The organism is Bordetella tumulicola (genome assembly GCF_054779135.1).
Map to the genome: position 1 here is coordinate 849,493 of NZ_BAAGYU010000007.1, position 13,136 is coordinate 862,628.

The following is a 13,136-nucleotide window of genomic DNA, read 5'->3' on the forward strand; positions in this document are numbered from 1 at the left end:
CGACGGCGCGCTGGCCGCCCGTCAATCTGTCCGGTGTTGCAACGTATAGCTGGCCCGATCATCCTGTGCCAGCAGGCGTGTCAGCACGGGCATGGCGTCTTTTAGTGCGGCATGCAAGGTCCACGGCGGATTGACAATGAACATGCCGCTGCCGTGCAGCCCAAAGCCCTCCGCGACAGGACGCTTGACGGTCAGCGAGACGTGCAGCCAGTTTTTGACTTGCAGGTTTTCCAGGTGCCGAACCATTTCGGTCGCTTCGCGCCGCTGCACCAAGGGGTACCACACCGCGTATGTGCCGGTGGCAAAACGCTTGATGCCTTCTTTGACCGCGTTGACGGTGGATCGGTAATCCCGTTTGTCTTCGTACGAGGGATCTATCAGCACCAGCCCGCGTCGCGGTGGCGGCGGCAGCAGGGATTTCATCCCTTCGAAACCATCCGTCGCGAAAATCGTAGTCTGGCGTAGCGCGGTGCGATCGAGTTTTTCGAGATTGCCCACCAGCACCTCTGACTCGGTCGGATGCATCTCAAACAGGCGCAGACGATCACGATCGCGCAGTGCATCCAGCGTCAACCAGGGCGAACCGGGGTAGTAGCGCAGGTGACCGTTGGAGTTATAGCTTCGTACTTGTGCGACATAATCCGCCAATAGCGGCGGCAAATCCTTGCGGTCCCACAATCGGCCAATACCGTCGGCAAACTCGGCGTTTTTGTTGGCCCACTCGCCATCCAGCGCATACAGGCCCGCGCCCGCGTGCGTATCAATCACCCAATAGGGATTGTCTTTGCGGTTCAGGTAGTCCAGCGTATGAACCAGCAGGGCGTGCTTTAGCACATCGGCGTGATTGCCGGCATGGAAGGCGTGTCGATAACTAAACAAAATAAGATCCTGGTCTCAGGCAGAGGGGAGAATGGCGGCGAGCTCGTCCGTAAACAGCGCGTCCAGCCCCCACGATAGCAGCAGTTGTGCGCGCAGCGGGTCGTTGACGGTCCAGGCGGCGATTCGGTAGCCAGCCGCGCGTACGTCGGCAATGAGCGCGGGCGTCGCGTCGCGCTGATTGATATTAAGGGCCACGCACGCATATTTGGCCAGGCGTTCGCGCCAGTCGACGGGCACCTGTTCGACCAGCAGCGCCCGGGGCAGTTCGGGTGCGGCCGCCTGGGCTGCGGCCAGCGCGACTTCGGAAAAAGACGACAACAGCGGCGCAACGGCCGCGCCTTGCCAGTAGGCGCGCGCCGCCCGCGCGACGGCGGTGCCGGTCTCGGCTTCGCGGCCCGTACTGGGCTTGATCTCGACATTGCATGCGATGCCGTTGGCGATGGCATAGCGAGCCACCGCCTGAAAGCTGGCGACCGGCTCTCCGGCATAGGCCGGCGAATGCCAGCTGCCGGCATCCAGCAGCGCTAGTTCGCCATAGGGCAAGGCGCCTGCCGGGCCGTGCCCATTGGTGGTGCGATCGAGGGTGTCGTCATGCAACAAAAAGGCAATATCGTCGCGGCTGAGTTTGACGTCAAACTCCACCATGCGATAGCCGTGATCGGCGCCCACCCGCATAGCCGCCAGCGTATTTTCGGGGGCCAGGCGGCCACCGCCGCGGTGCGCAATGTGGGTGGGATATGGCCAGGGGTTGGACGTAGACATGGCAGCAGAATAGGCGAAAACAACGGAAAAAGGCCGAGCCCGCAAGGATACCCCCTTAGCCGCTTATTAAGCGTGGTTTCCACAAAATGAAATACCGTCGTTGATAGACCCGTCCCTATACTGGCTCCCAACAAACATAGGGAGGGAGTGTCATGCGCTCGGGCAATCAGTCCTATCGCCGTGCATGTGTAATCCGAATGGGCACGAGTCCAAGGGTCGTCACACGACAGCGGTACCTCGACAACAAGGGAGACAACGTTTGACCTGGGATCTGCTGTATTTAGCCCTGGTAGACGGCGTGGCGTATGCCAGCCTGCTATTTTTGGTCTCAATGGGATTGACGCTGGTATTTGGCGTCATGGGAATACTGAACGTCGCACACGGCGCGTTTTATGCGTATGGCGGCTATGCCGCGGCCAGCCTGGTCATGGTGCTGGCGCCCATGAGCGGGAGGTCGCTGTCCCCGACATCATCATGGGCTCGTGCTCATTATTTGCCCGCACGGATTGTTCGCTCGCGCGTCTGAAGGACATGCAACCCAATCTGTACATCGTGATCACGGAATCAAACGTAAAACTGCTGGGGGATATCCCCGATCAGATCTGGACGATTGAACGCGGCGCGATCACGTTGAACTGAATATCCCCCTTAACCCAATGGAGTAGAAGTATGGCGAATATGGTCATCAACGGACAAAGCGTTGCTGCACAAAACGGCGGAACACTGGATGTCATCTCGCCGGTAGATGGGAAGTCATTCACCACGCTGCCCCGCGGCCAGGCGGCCGATGTCGATTTGGCCGTCAAGGCGGCGCGTGCCGCACTGGATAGTGGCGCGTGGGGCAAGACCACGGCACTGGATCGCGGCCGTCTGCTGGTGCGTCTGGGCGAAAGCGTGCTGGAACACCACGAAGAACTATCGCTGCTGGAGTCGCGCGATACGGGCAAACCGCTGTCGACGGCGCGCGCGGACATCACTGCACTGGCGCGCTATTTTGAGTTTTATGGCGGCGCGGCCGACAAAGTGCACGGCCAAACCATTCCTTATCAAGAAGATTATTCCGTTCAGGTGATTCGCGAGCCGTTGGGTGTGACGGCGCACATCATTCCCTGGAATTATCCCGCCCAGATGTTCGGTCGCAGCGTGGCGCCCGCGTTGGCAATGGGCAACGCGGCTGTGGTCAAGCCCGCCGAAGATGCATGTTTGTCGATCGTGAGCACCGCCGAGTTGGCCCTCGAGGTGGGTTTTCCGCCGGGCGCCCTGAATGTCGTCACGGGGTTGGGCGAAGAGGCCGGTGCGGCCTTGTCCGGTCACTCCGATATCAACTTCGTGACCTTTACCGGCTCGAACGAGGTGGGCGTATTGGTGCAGCAGGCGGCCGCGCGCAACGCCGTCAAGTGCGTGCTGGAGCTGGGTGGAAAGTCCGCGCACATTGTCTTTGAGGATGCGAGTTTCAAGCGCGCGGTCCCGGCTATTGTGAAAGGCATCGTGCATAACGCCGGCCAGACCTGCACGGCGGGCAGTCGCCTGTTGGTGCAGAAATCCATTTACGAGGCATTCATGAAAGCCGTCGCCGAAGCGTTCGCCAAGACGCGTGTCGGGACCCCCGAGATGGATCTGACCTGCGGCCCCGTCGTCAATCGTTCGCAGTTCGATCGGGTCAACCGCTACATCGCGCGTGGCTTGGCCGACGGCCTGAAAATCGTGGCCGAGGGCACGATTGCCGATGGCGTGCCCGCCGATGGCTACTACGTCAAGCCCACGCTGTTTAGCGCCGCCGCGCATGAGAGCGATCTCTTTACGCAGGAAATCTTTGGCCCCGTCCTGGACCGAGAACGGCGGGCGTCAGCAACGCGTCGCGCGCGGCATCAAGGTCGGCCAGGCGTATATCAACGGCTTTGGTGCGGGCGGCGGTATTGAGTTGCCCTTCGGTGGCGTCAAAAAGAGCGGGCATGGCCGCGAAAAAGGCTTTGTTGCGCTCGAGGAAATGAGCACGACCAAAACCATCATTCAGTACTACGGCAAGTAAATCCCCTACGGAGACGGAGACAGACATGGGTCAATTGCAAGATAAGGTCGCCATTGTGACCGGGGCGGGCAGTGGCTTTGGTGAAGGGATTGCCAAGCTCTATGCCAAAGAGGGCGCGCAAGTCGTGATTGCCGATATCAACAAAAAGGCCGCCGATCGCGTGGCCGGCGAGATCGGCAGCGTCGCGCTGTCTTTGCAGGTAGATGTGTCAAGTCGCGCGGATATCGACGCGATGGTGAAAGACACCCTCGCGGCGTTCGGCGGATTGGATATCGTCGTGAATAACGCAGCCATCACGCACAAAAACCAACCTATGCTGGACGTGGACGAAGAAATGTTCGACCGCATGTTCGCCGTCAACGTGAAGTCCATTTATCACATGGCGCAAGCCGTGATTCCGCACATGCGGCAGCAAAAACGCGGCGTGATCCTCAATATCGGTTCGACTGCCGGGATCCGTCCGCGCCCGGGTCTGAGCTGGTATAACGCGTCCAAGGGCGCAGTCAACCTGCTTTCGAAATCCATGGCCGTTGAACTCGGGCCGGACAACATTCGCGTCAATGCGATTTGTCCGGTGATGGGGGTGACGGGGATGTTTGAGCTGTTCATGGGTATGCCGGACACGCCCGAAAATCGCGCGAAGTTTGTCTCGACGATTCCGTTGGGTCGTTTTTGCCAACCCTCGGACGTCGCGGCGGCCGCGCTTTATCTGGCCAGCGATGCGGCTGAGTTCATCACCGGGGTCGAGTTCCCGGTCGATGGTGGCCGCACCATCTGATACACAGGACGCTAGCATGAAAATTAAAGCTGCGGTGTTGCGCGACATGGGACTGGCTGCGCCTTATGCAGACAGTCGCCCCTTGCAAATTACCGACGTTGATCTGGATCCGCCGGGGTTTGGCGAAGTGTTGGTGCAAATCAAGGCCGCGGGGCTTTGCCATTCGGATCTGTCTGTCATCAATGGCGATCGGCCCCGCGTATTACCGATGGTGTTGGGCCACGAATCATCGGGCGAAGTGGTCGAGGTCGGGGCGGGCGTCACCGATCTGAAACCGGGCGACCATGTAGCGATGGTGTTTGTGCCGAGCTGCGGGTGCTGCCATCCGTGCCTGGAGGGTCGGCCCGCGCTGTGCGAGCCGGGGGCTGCCGCCAATACGCAGGGCACCTTGCTGGGTGGCGAGCGTCGTTTGCGTGTGGGTCAGGAATATCTGAATCACCATACCGGTGTGTCTTGTTTTGCAGAATACGCGGTGGTGTCTCGTCGTTCGTGCGTCAAGGTCAATATCGAGCTGTCGCACCGCGAGGCGGCGCTCTTTGGGTGCGCAGTGTTGACCGGAGCGGGCGCGGTATTGAATCGGGCGCGCGTCAAGGCCGGTGATGACGTGGCGATTGTCGGACTGGGCGGCGTGGGCTTGAGCGCCTTGCTCGCTGCGGTGGCGGCCGGGGCGCGCCGTGTGGTGGCCGTGGATTTGTCCGATGAAAAATTGGCGTTGGCGCGCGAACTGGGCGCCACGCATACGGTGAATCCCAAACAAGTCAAAAGCGATGACGATCTCTACGACTTGTCTGGTGGCCGGGTGCACTATGGGCTGGATATGGCCGGGGCCGTGCCGGCGTTTGAGACGGCCTACAAGCTGACGCGTCGTGGTGGCGCCACGATTACCTCGGGCTTGCCCAATCCGAAGCTGAGCTTTTCCTTGTCGCTGTCGCAGATGGTGGGCGAGGAGCGCGAGATCCGGGGCAGCTATTTGGGATCGGGTGTGCCTGCCATTGATATTGGCCGCTATATCGATCTGTACAAGGCGGGCCACCTGCCCGTGGACAAGATGATGGGCAAATCATTCACGCTGGATCAAATCAACGAAGGGTTCGACGAGCTTGCCACGGGGAGCAACTTGCGCGACGCGATTGTTTTTTAACGGCGGGAAATGTGTAGGCTGGGCCGCCGATCTGGGCAAAGCATCGAAGCCTAACTGTTTGGTGTCACCAAGAAAAGTGACAAGTATCTGTTCAAGGTGCTCAGCGATATCACGATTATCCCGGATTTTTTGGCTTGTAGGGGTTCGCTGGCAGGGCGGCCGGCGGCGGCTGCCGAATACAATCGGCTGACGAATGCGACCCGAACAACTTTGTGAGCATTAGTAGCAAATGCTCGGCATGGGGTTTCGCTGTGCCGTCTATCGGCGTTACTTTGATAACGATAGATGTCCGTGCTCAACGCTCAGGAGGCGCCAAATGATCAGTAAGAACACGATCTGTTTATGGTATGACCGCGATGCCCTGGATGCCGCAAATTTTTATGCCGACACGTTTCCAGACAGTGCGGTAGGCGAGATTTTTCACGCGCCGGGGGACTATCCCGACGGCCAGAAGGGGGATATTTTGACGGTGCGCTTCACCGTTGCCGGCATTCCATGCATCGGACTGAATGGCGGCCCGCATTTCAAACAGAGCGAGGCCTTTTCGTTTCAGATCGCGACAGAGGACCAAGCGGAGACGGATCGGTTGTGGAATGCGGTGGTGAATAACGGTGGTCAGGAAAGCGATTGCGGATGGTGTAAAGACCGGTGGGGTCTGTCGTGGCAGATCACTCCGCGGGTTCTTCTCGAAGCCATATCCGACCCCGACCCGACTGTTGCCAAGCGCGCTTTCGATGCAATGATGGCCATGCAAAAGATCGACGTGGCGACGATCGAGGCGGCACGGCGGGGTTAAGGGCCGATACGGCGTTGTAACCCGTCGTCTAGACCACGGCGGTGCTCAGGTGTTCGTAGAGAATCGTGGAGCCTATACCGATCAGCGCGAGCCCGCCTACGATCTCGGCTCGCTTGCCGGCGATGTTGCCCAAGAGACGCCCCAACAACACGCCGATCGTTACCATTAATGTGGTGGCCAGGCCGATCGCGATGGCGGTGACGATGATGTTGTTGTCGATGAAAGCCAGACTGACGCCAACGGCCATGGCGTCGATGCTTGTCGCAAAGCCGGTGGCGGCCAATAGCCAGAAAGAGTGCCGGTTCACGGGGGCTGTTTCCTGATCCTCTTGCTTGAACGCATTGCGGATCATCATCAGCCCCAGAATACAGAGCATGGTAAATGCGATCCAGTGGTCCCAGTCTTCGGCATATTTGGCCGCGACAGAGCCGAGCGCCCAGCCGATGAGAGGGGTGATGGCTTCGATGACACCAAAGATGACACCGGCTCGCAGCGCCTCGCCGAATCTGGGGTTTTTTAGGGTAGTGCCTTTGCTGACAGCGGCGGCGAAAGCGTCGGTGGACATCGCCAGAGCGAGGACAAGCGTGGAAAGCGCGTTCATTGTGACCTGTGATCAACCGGGCGAGGACAGCATAAATCCTTCACATGCCCAGCAAAATGTGAAAGATCCATGGTCTCGCCAAGCCATCAAGGCCGCTTGCGCCATGGCCAGCGTGGCCAAGAATGTTGACGCAAGCCTCTTTCAGACGATCCTGAAAGGCAGCTACTCCCCAGAGAGCGGGCGTATTTTATCACGATGGCCCCTCGACAACCGTGATGCGGCCGGGATGCTTCTTGTTCCCCATATTTCGCCCGCTAGGGCCATCGTGTGCTAGCCGGCCTTCGCGGTTAGCGGCCGCGACTGCGGCGCGCGGGCCGGTACTTGCCGAATATCAGGGTGACAATGGTAAACTCCGGCGGCTAACCTAGTACGGTTTTCGCAGTGGCAATGGGCGACAAGGGCGAATCGGTTCGCCCTTTTTATCGCCAGCTATCTCCGGGCAAAACATGTGCTTTGGGGCCACGCCATTCACTGAAGGATTCCATGTTCGAACTAATACGCAGTCACCGTCGCTGGATGCAGTTTATTCTGCTGGTACTGATCGTGCCGTCGTTTTTCCTGGTCGGCATCCAGGGATATGACAGTTTCGTCAGTAGTGAGCCAGAGTTGGCCACCGTAGCCGGGCAACCCATTACGCGTGGCGAATTTGATAATGCGTACCGTAATCAGCTCGAGGAGTTCCGCCAGCAGCTCGGCACGCGCTATGACCCGGCGCTGGTCGACACTCCGGCGATGCGTGAGCAGTTGTTGAACCAATTGATCGACCAGCGCCTGCTGGCTCGGGTCGCCGCCGATAATCGTTTTTCGGTGTCGGACGAGACGCTGCGCAATACGATCGCCTCGATTCCCCAGGTTCAGGACAACGGCCGTTTTTCACCCGAGCGTTATCGCCAGGTATTGGCCGCGCAGGGAATGACGCCCACCATGTTCGAGGCCGGCTTGCGTCGCGATCTGGCGATTGGACGCGTCCTGCAGCCCGTGACCGAGTCGGCTCGGGTGCCGAGCACGGTGGCGACCGCCATCGAAACGGCCCTGACACAAGAGCGTACGGTGCAATTACGTCGCTTTGATGCGGCCAACTACCGTTCGCAAGTATCGATATCACCGGAGGACATCAAAGCCTGGTACGACGCCAATCAGCAGCAACTGACGGTGCCGGAGCAGGTCAGTGCCCAATATCTCTTGCTGGACGAGGCCGCTGCCTCGAAAGATATCCAGGTGAAAGACGAGGACATCACCAGCTACTACGAGCAAAACCAGAGCCGCTTCGGCCAAACTGAACGCCGCCGTGCCAGCCACATCATGATCCAGGTGCCTGCAGGCGCGTCGGATGCGGACCGCCAGGCCGCCCGTGCCAAGGCCGAATCGCTGGCGCAGCAGGCAGCGGCCAATCCGGCGGGGTTCGCCGAGCTGGCCAAGGCCAATTCGCAAGATGCCGGCTCCGCCCAAAAGGGCGGAGATCTGGGCTGGCTGGCGCAGGGCATGCTGACCGGTGAATTGGAAAAAACGATCCTTTCCCTGAAGAAGGACCAGGTGTCCGGTGTTGTCGAAAGCCCCTCGGGCCTGCACATCATCAAGGTCACGGATATTCAGCCGCCGGCCGTCAAGCCGCTTGCCGAGGTGCGTGACCAGATCGTGACCGAGATTCGCAAGCAGATTGCCGCGACGCGATTTGCCGAAATGGCCACCAAGCTGACCGAGATCGTCTATGAGCAACGCGACAGCCTGCAGCCCGCGGCCGATGCCCTGGGCCTGAAGATCCGCAGCGCCAGCGGTATTACGCGTCAGGGCTTGTTGCCGGCCGATCAGGCCATCGGCGCCGACCCGGCATCCAAGAGCAGCGACGCCGAGGCGCTGGACAATCCGCGCGTGCGTCAGGCGCTGTTCTCGTCCGAAGGCTTGCGTGACAAGTTGAATTCCGGTGTGATCGAACTGGCATCTGACAAGCTGCTGGTCGTGCGCGTGGCAGAGGTCAAGCCTCAGCACGTATCTCCGCTGGACAAGGTTACCGACTCGATCCGCGATCGCCTGACCAACGAACGGGCCGCCGAGGCGGCCCGCAAGGCTGGCGACGAGGCCCTCAAGACGTGGTCCGCGGACGCCGCCAGCCTGCCCGAAGGATTCGGCGCCAGCACGGTGGTGTCTCGCAGCCAACCGCAGGACTTGCCTCAGCCAGTATTGCAGGCTGTGATGCGTCAGCCGGCGCAACCCCTGCCGTCGTATATCGGCGTGGCCGATGGCGACGACTATGTGGTCGCGCGCCTGGACAAAATCGAGAGCGGCAAGGTCGATGCTTCGGGTGTCGAGCTCCTGTCACGTCAACTGGGGGCCGCCTGGGGTGGCGCCGAAAACGCCGCCATCATGAAAACCCTTCGGACTCAGTACGAGGTCAAGGTTCTGCCCGAGGCCGCCACCGTCATCCAGGGGGCCGATAACCCCGACGCGCCGGTCGGCTAAGGCTTTTTCGCGGTCGAGGCGTTTTCCAGTATGGGCCGCAATGCGGCCCATACGTTATTGAGCAGGGCGGGTTGCGCCTGTTCGTTGGGGTGAATGCCGTCGGCCTGAAACTGATCACGGTCCGCGGCGATGCCATCCATGAAAAAAGGCACCAATTGCGCGTTTTCGGACTTTGCCACCGCAGGAAACACGGCGGCAAAGCGCTGGGTGTAGTCTCGCCCGTAGTTTGGCGGGATTTGCATGCCCACCACCAGCACCTGGGCGCCGGCCTGTTGCGCACGTTGCGTCATACCGCGCAGGTTCTTTTCCGTCATTTGCAGGGACAATCCGCGCAGGGCATCATTCGAGCCCAGCTCGATCACCACGATGTCGGGGTGGTGGCGTTCCAGCAGCGCAGGCAGGCGCGCCATGCCGCCACTGGTGGTGTCGCCGCTAATACTGGCATTGGCCACCTGAAAGTTAGGGTATTGTTCGGACAGCCGCTTGGCGAGCAAGTCGACCCAGCCAGATCCGCGCTTCAGTCCATATTCGGCAGACAAACTGTCACCGACGACCAGTAAGGTCTGGTCAGCGGCATCGGGCTCGGGGGCAGGGGATTGCGCGTGAGCGGCGGACAAGGCCAGACCGGCAGCAGTGCTAAAGGCCAGTGTGACGGTAACAAACAAGCGGGAGAACAAGCGCATGGATAGTAGGGTCTCGATCGAAGTGTCAGGGTTGGGCAAGCAGGTTTCCGACGCAGGGGGCACGCTGTCGATCCTGGAAAATATCGATTTTACGGTGGACGCCGGTAGCGCTCTGGCGATCACCGGCAGCTCCGGTTCCGGTAAATCTACGCTATTGGGACTGATGGCGGGGCTGGATGTTCCCTCCACCGGTACCGTGCGCTTGGCGGGACAGGACTTGTTTTCCCTGGACGAAGATGGCCGCGCACAGTTGCGCGCCCGTCACGTGGGCTTTGTTTTCCAGTCGTTTCAGCTATTGCCCAACCTGACAGCGCTGGAAAACGTCATGTTGCCCCTCGAGTTGGCCGGTGAGCCTGCTCGTGACGTCGCCGAGAGCATGCTGCGGCGTGTCGGCCTCGGCGAGCGACTGCATCACTATCCGCGCACGCTCTCGGGTGGCGAACAGCAGCGCGTTTCGCTGGCGCGGGCGTTTGTCGTGCAGCCCGATCTGCTCTTTGCCGATGAGCCCACCGGTAGCCTGGATGCGGCGACTGGCGAGACCGTGATTGATCTTATGTTTGATCTGCTTCGCGAGCACGGCACGACGCTGGTGCTGGTGACACATGACGCGGAGCTGGCCGCGCGCTGTGGCCAGCAGTTGGTGCTGTCAGCGGGGCGTATGGCCTGATCCCCTGGCACTTATCGGCTGCTCGGCACCAGCGTGATCGCGCCTGCTACGCGCGCGCCTGAAACGCCGGGGTGGACCGCTGACTGCGTCTCCATTCCATCAAGCCGATCACGATCCCGCTGCCGCAGATTATGGCGATTCCGAGCCAAGTCAACGCATCGGGAAAATGTCCCCAGAACATCCAGCCGATGGCGGTCGCGCTGACGATTTGCAGGTAGACGAACGGCGCTAGCGTGGAGGCCGGGGCATTGCGATAGGCCCCGATCTGCAGCAAATGTCCCAGCGCACCCGAGACACCCGTGGAAATCAGGACGATCCAGTTGCCGATGCTGAGTTCACGCATGATCGGCAGCGCCGTTGGTAGAATGAACGGCAATGCCAGGGTCAGGCAGATCGTACCGACGGCGCCACTCCAGATGAGCGAGGTATACGGGTCGTCGCCGGCGACGCGACGGGTCGCAATAAATTGGGCGGCAAAGAGGCAGGCCGTGATCAGGCCGAACATGATCCCTAACGGGTGCAGGCCTGCACCAGGGCGAATGATGATCAGGACGCCGATAAAGGCGAAGGCAGTCGCTACCCAACGCGATAGACGTGGCGGTTCTTTGAGTACCCAAGGCGCCAACGCCAGGACGATGAGCGGAGCCAGGAAGTTGATCGCCGTCGCCTCTGCCTGCGGCATGTAGCTCAGCGTCGTAAAAAAGCTCATCGTGGCGAATAACATCGCCCCGCCGCGGATGAGTTGTTCGCGAGGGCGTACGCTGCGCAACACACTCAAGCCCCGCTTGGGCAACAAGAGGCCCAAGACAAGCACCAGATGCACGCAATAGCGCACCCAGCACAGAAACCACAGCGGCACGCCCGCCGCCATCACCCATTTGCCGCTGGCATCCAGACAAGACAGAATCCATGCCGACAAAATCAGCAGCACAATGCCGACCAAGGGCTTGGTTGCGGGAATTTGCGGCGTGGGCCGTGGTGACGAGGGTGCCGGTCTGGAGCCGGTGGCAGGCCGGTGCATCAAGATCTCCTTGGTTCGCGGGCGCAGGGCAAAAGCACCAGCCGGCCCAGGGCCGGCTGATTGACGTCGCACATGATACGCTCATCCCCGAACAGGAACGCGCATGATCGATCTACGGAATATCGAAACTTTCTTTTGGGTATCGACGCTGGGCAGCTTTCGTGCGGCCGCGGAAAAACTCAACACCACGCAACCGGCGATCTCGCAGCGCATCGCCTCGCTGGAGCGCGACCTGGACGTGCGCCTGTTCGAGCGGGATGCGCGGGGGGTGACCCTGACGGCCAAGGGCCACGAGCTCTTGTCGCATGCCGAGCGCATGCTGCAACTGCGCCGCGACATGCTCCAGGCAGCGCGCGCGGAAAACGTGATGCGCGGGCCGTTCCGCCTGGGCGTGGCCGAAACGATCGTGCAGACCTGGTTGCCGGTGCTCATCGAGTATCTGCACGCGGCCTATCCCGCGCTGGTGCTGCAGATCGAGGTGGAAACGAGCCAGGTGATGCGCAGCCACCTCACGTCGCGTCAGATTGATCTGGCTTTTTTGATGGGCCCCGTGCTCGAACCTCGTTTTGAAAACCTGCCGCTGTGCGCCTATCCGCTGGCTTGGGTCGCCAGCCCTCGGCTGGCATTGGGGCCGCAGCCCCTGACGCTAGAGCGTCTGGGCAAGCTGCCGGTGATTACCTATCCTTCCAGCAGCCGTCCCTATCAAATGGTGCGCGACATGCTGACACGCGCGGGCGTGCAAGAGCCGCGCATGTATGGCAGCGCCTCATTGTCCATGGTCGTGCGTATGACGCAGGATTGCATCGGCACGGCCGTCATCGCGCCCGTGTTCCTGGATAAAGAACTTGCCAGCGGCGAATTGCGTCTGCTCGACGTGCAACAGACGGATTCACTGCCCGACCTCGCCTTTACCGCGACCTGGGTGCAGGGGCCCGACAGCCACATTGCCCGCACCATTGCCATGTTGGCCCAGCAGGCGGCACGCGGGCAGTTACAGAAAAAATAGAGCAGGGCCGCGCCTAGGGCTTTCCCTATAGCAGGCACTCAAAAGCCCGCGGACAGACGTGCATTGCGGCGCGCCCTCATCGCCTGTAAACCCACGTCCTTGTTGGGGTTTCGTCATTTTTACTACCTAGAGAAATAAAGATATAAATAATATTTATACCTCGGCATCGCAACATACGATTGGACAGCAAATACCACCGACCGGTGCAATGGTCGCCTGGCAAGGTTGCATACAGACTGTCTGTGGCAATCGTTTTGCCGATGGCAGCGCGTCATGCGGTAACGGGGCCAGACGCGTATCGAATCCCGCGTGCAAG

Annotated in this window: 11 protein-coding genes, 2 pseudogenes and 1 riboswitch; of the genes and pseudogenes, 8 read left to right on the forward strand and 5 right to left on the reverse strand. The window is 60.5% G+C overall.

Annotated features, from left to right (window positions below):
- Nucleotides 1-21: 21 nt before the first annotated feature.
- Both ACYVDM_RS12280 and ugpQ read right to left on the reverse strand, forming a co-directional pair.
- Nucleotides 22-879 carry a 23S rRNA (adenine(2030)-N(6))-methyltransferase RlmJ gene (locus tag ACYVDM_RS12280; RefSeq protein ID WP_415785424.1) on the reverse strand — a complete coding sequence of 286 codons (858 nt, stop codon included), beginning with the start codon at nt 877-879 and terminating at the stop codon, nt 22-24.
- Nucleotides 880-894: 15 nt separating this feature from the next.
- The gene (ugpQ, locus tag ACYVDM_RS12285) at nt 895-1,641 is read right to left on the reverse strand and encodes a glycerophosphodiester phosphodiesterase (protein ID WP_415785422.1); all 747 of its coding nucleotides are present in this window, start codon (nt 1,639-1,641) and stop codon (nt 895-897) included.
- A 259-nt stretch (nt 1,642-1,900) separates the two neighbouring features.
- On the opposite strand from ugpQ, the pseudogene ACYVDM_RS12290 reads away from it, so the two are divergent.
- The 5 genes and pseudogenes from ACYVDM_RS12290 to ACYVDM_RS12310 all read left to right on the forward strand — a co-directional run.
- Nucleotides 1,901-2,083: pseudogene (locus ACYVDM_RS12290) on the forward strand (ABC transporter permease subunit); the annotation flags it as partial.
- Between the two features lie 227 nt (nt 2,084-2,310).
- Nucleotides 2,311-3,670, forward strand: a pseudogene (locus tag ACYVDM_RS12295) (aldehyde dehydrogenase family protein).
- A gap of 25 nt (nt 3,671-3,695) precedes the next feature.
- Nucleotides 3,696-4,448: an SDR family oxidoreductase gene (locus ACYVDM_RS12300; RefSeq protein ID WP_415785420.1), complete on the forward strand. Its 753-nt coding sequence runs from the start codon at nt 3,696-3,698 to the stop codon at nt 4,446-4,448.
- A gap of 16 nt (nt 4,449-4,464) precedes the next feature.
- Entirely contained in the window at nt 4,465-5,589 is a 1,125-nt protein-coding gene (locus tag ACYVDM_RS12305) for a zinc-dependent alcohol dehydrogenase family protein (RefSeq protein ID WP_415785418.1), read from the forward strand.
- A gap of 316 nt (nt 5,590-5,905) precedes the next feature.
- Nucleotides 5,906-6,385 (forward strand): VOC family protein, encoded by a 480-nt coding sequence (locus ACYVDM_RS12310; protein ID WP_415785416.1) that lies wholly within the window; start codon nt 5,906-5,908, stop codon nt 6,383-6,385.
- A gap of 28 nt (nt 6,386-6,413) precedes the next feature.
- Here the strand turns inward: ACYVDM_RS12310 and mntP are convergent, their stop codons facing one another.
- Nucleotides 6,414-6,986 carry a manganese efflux pump MntP gene (mntP, locus tag ACYVDM_RS12315; protein ID WP_415785414.1) on the reverse strand — a complete coding sequence of 191 codons (573 nt, stop codon included), beginning with the start codon at nt 6,984-6,986 and terminating at the stop codon, nt 6,414-6,416.
- A gap of 3 nt (nt 6,987-6,989) precedes the next feature.
- A riboswitch (yybP-ykoY riboswitch) is annotated at nt 6,990-7,169 on the reverse strand.
- 300 nt (nt 7,170-7,469) lie between these two features.
- Here mntP and ACYVDM_RS12320 point away from each other — a divergent pair.
- Nucleotides 7,470-9,443, forward strand: a complete 1,974-nt coding sequence (locus ACYVDM_RS12320; RefSeq protein WP_415785412.1) for a SurA N-terminal domain-containing protein — start codon at nt 7,470-7,472, stop codon at nt 9,441-9,443.
- On the opposite strand, the gene ACYVDM_RS12325 is transcribed toward ACYVDM_RS12320, so the two are convergent.
- Nucleotides 9,440-10,126, reverse strand: a complete 687-nt coding sequence (locus ACYVDM_RS12325; RefSeq protein WP_415785410.1) for an arylesterase — start codon at nt 10,124-10,126, stop codon at nt 9,440-9,442. The two genes, ACYVDM_RS12320 and ACYVDM_RS12325, sit on opposite strands and share 4 nt — an antisense overlap.
- Here ACYVDM_RS12325 and ACYVDM_RS12330 point away from each other — a divergent pair.
- A complete protein-coding gene (locus ACYVDM_RS12330; protein WP_415785408.1) occupies nt 10,125-10,793 on the forward strand; it encodes an ABC transporter ATP-binding protein in 669 nt (222 codons plus the stop codon). The two genes, ACYVDM_RS12325 and ACYVDM_RS12330, sit on opposite strands and share 2 nt — an antisense overlap.
- 46 nt (nt 10,794-10,839) lie before the next feature.
- On the opposite strand, the gene ACYVDM_RS12335 is transcribed toward ACYVDM_RS12330, so the two are convergent.
- Nucleotides 10,840-11,814, reverse strand: coding sequence for a DMT family transporter (locus tag ACYVDM_RS12335; RefSeq protein ID WP_415785406.1), 975 nt, complete (start codon nt 11,812-11,814; stop codon nt 10,840-10,842).
- Nucleotides 11,815-11,917: 103 nt separating this feature from the next.
- Here ACYVDM_RS12335 and ACYVDM_RS12340 point away from each other — a divergent pair, with 103 nt between their 5' ends.
- Nucleotides 11,918-12,820 carry a LysR family transcriptional regulator gene (locus ACYVDM_RS12340; protein ID WP_415785404.1) on the forward strand — a complete coding sequence of 301 codons (903 nt, stop codon included), beginning with the start codon at nt 11,918-11,920 and terminating at the stop codon, nt 12,818-12,820.
- The last annotated feature ends 316 nt before the right edge of the window (nt 12,821-13,136 follow it).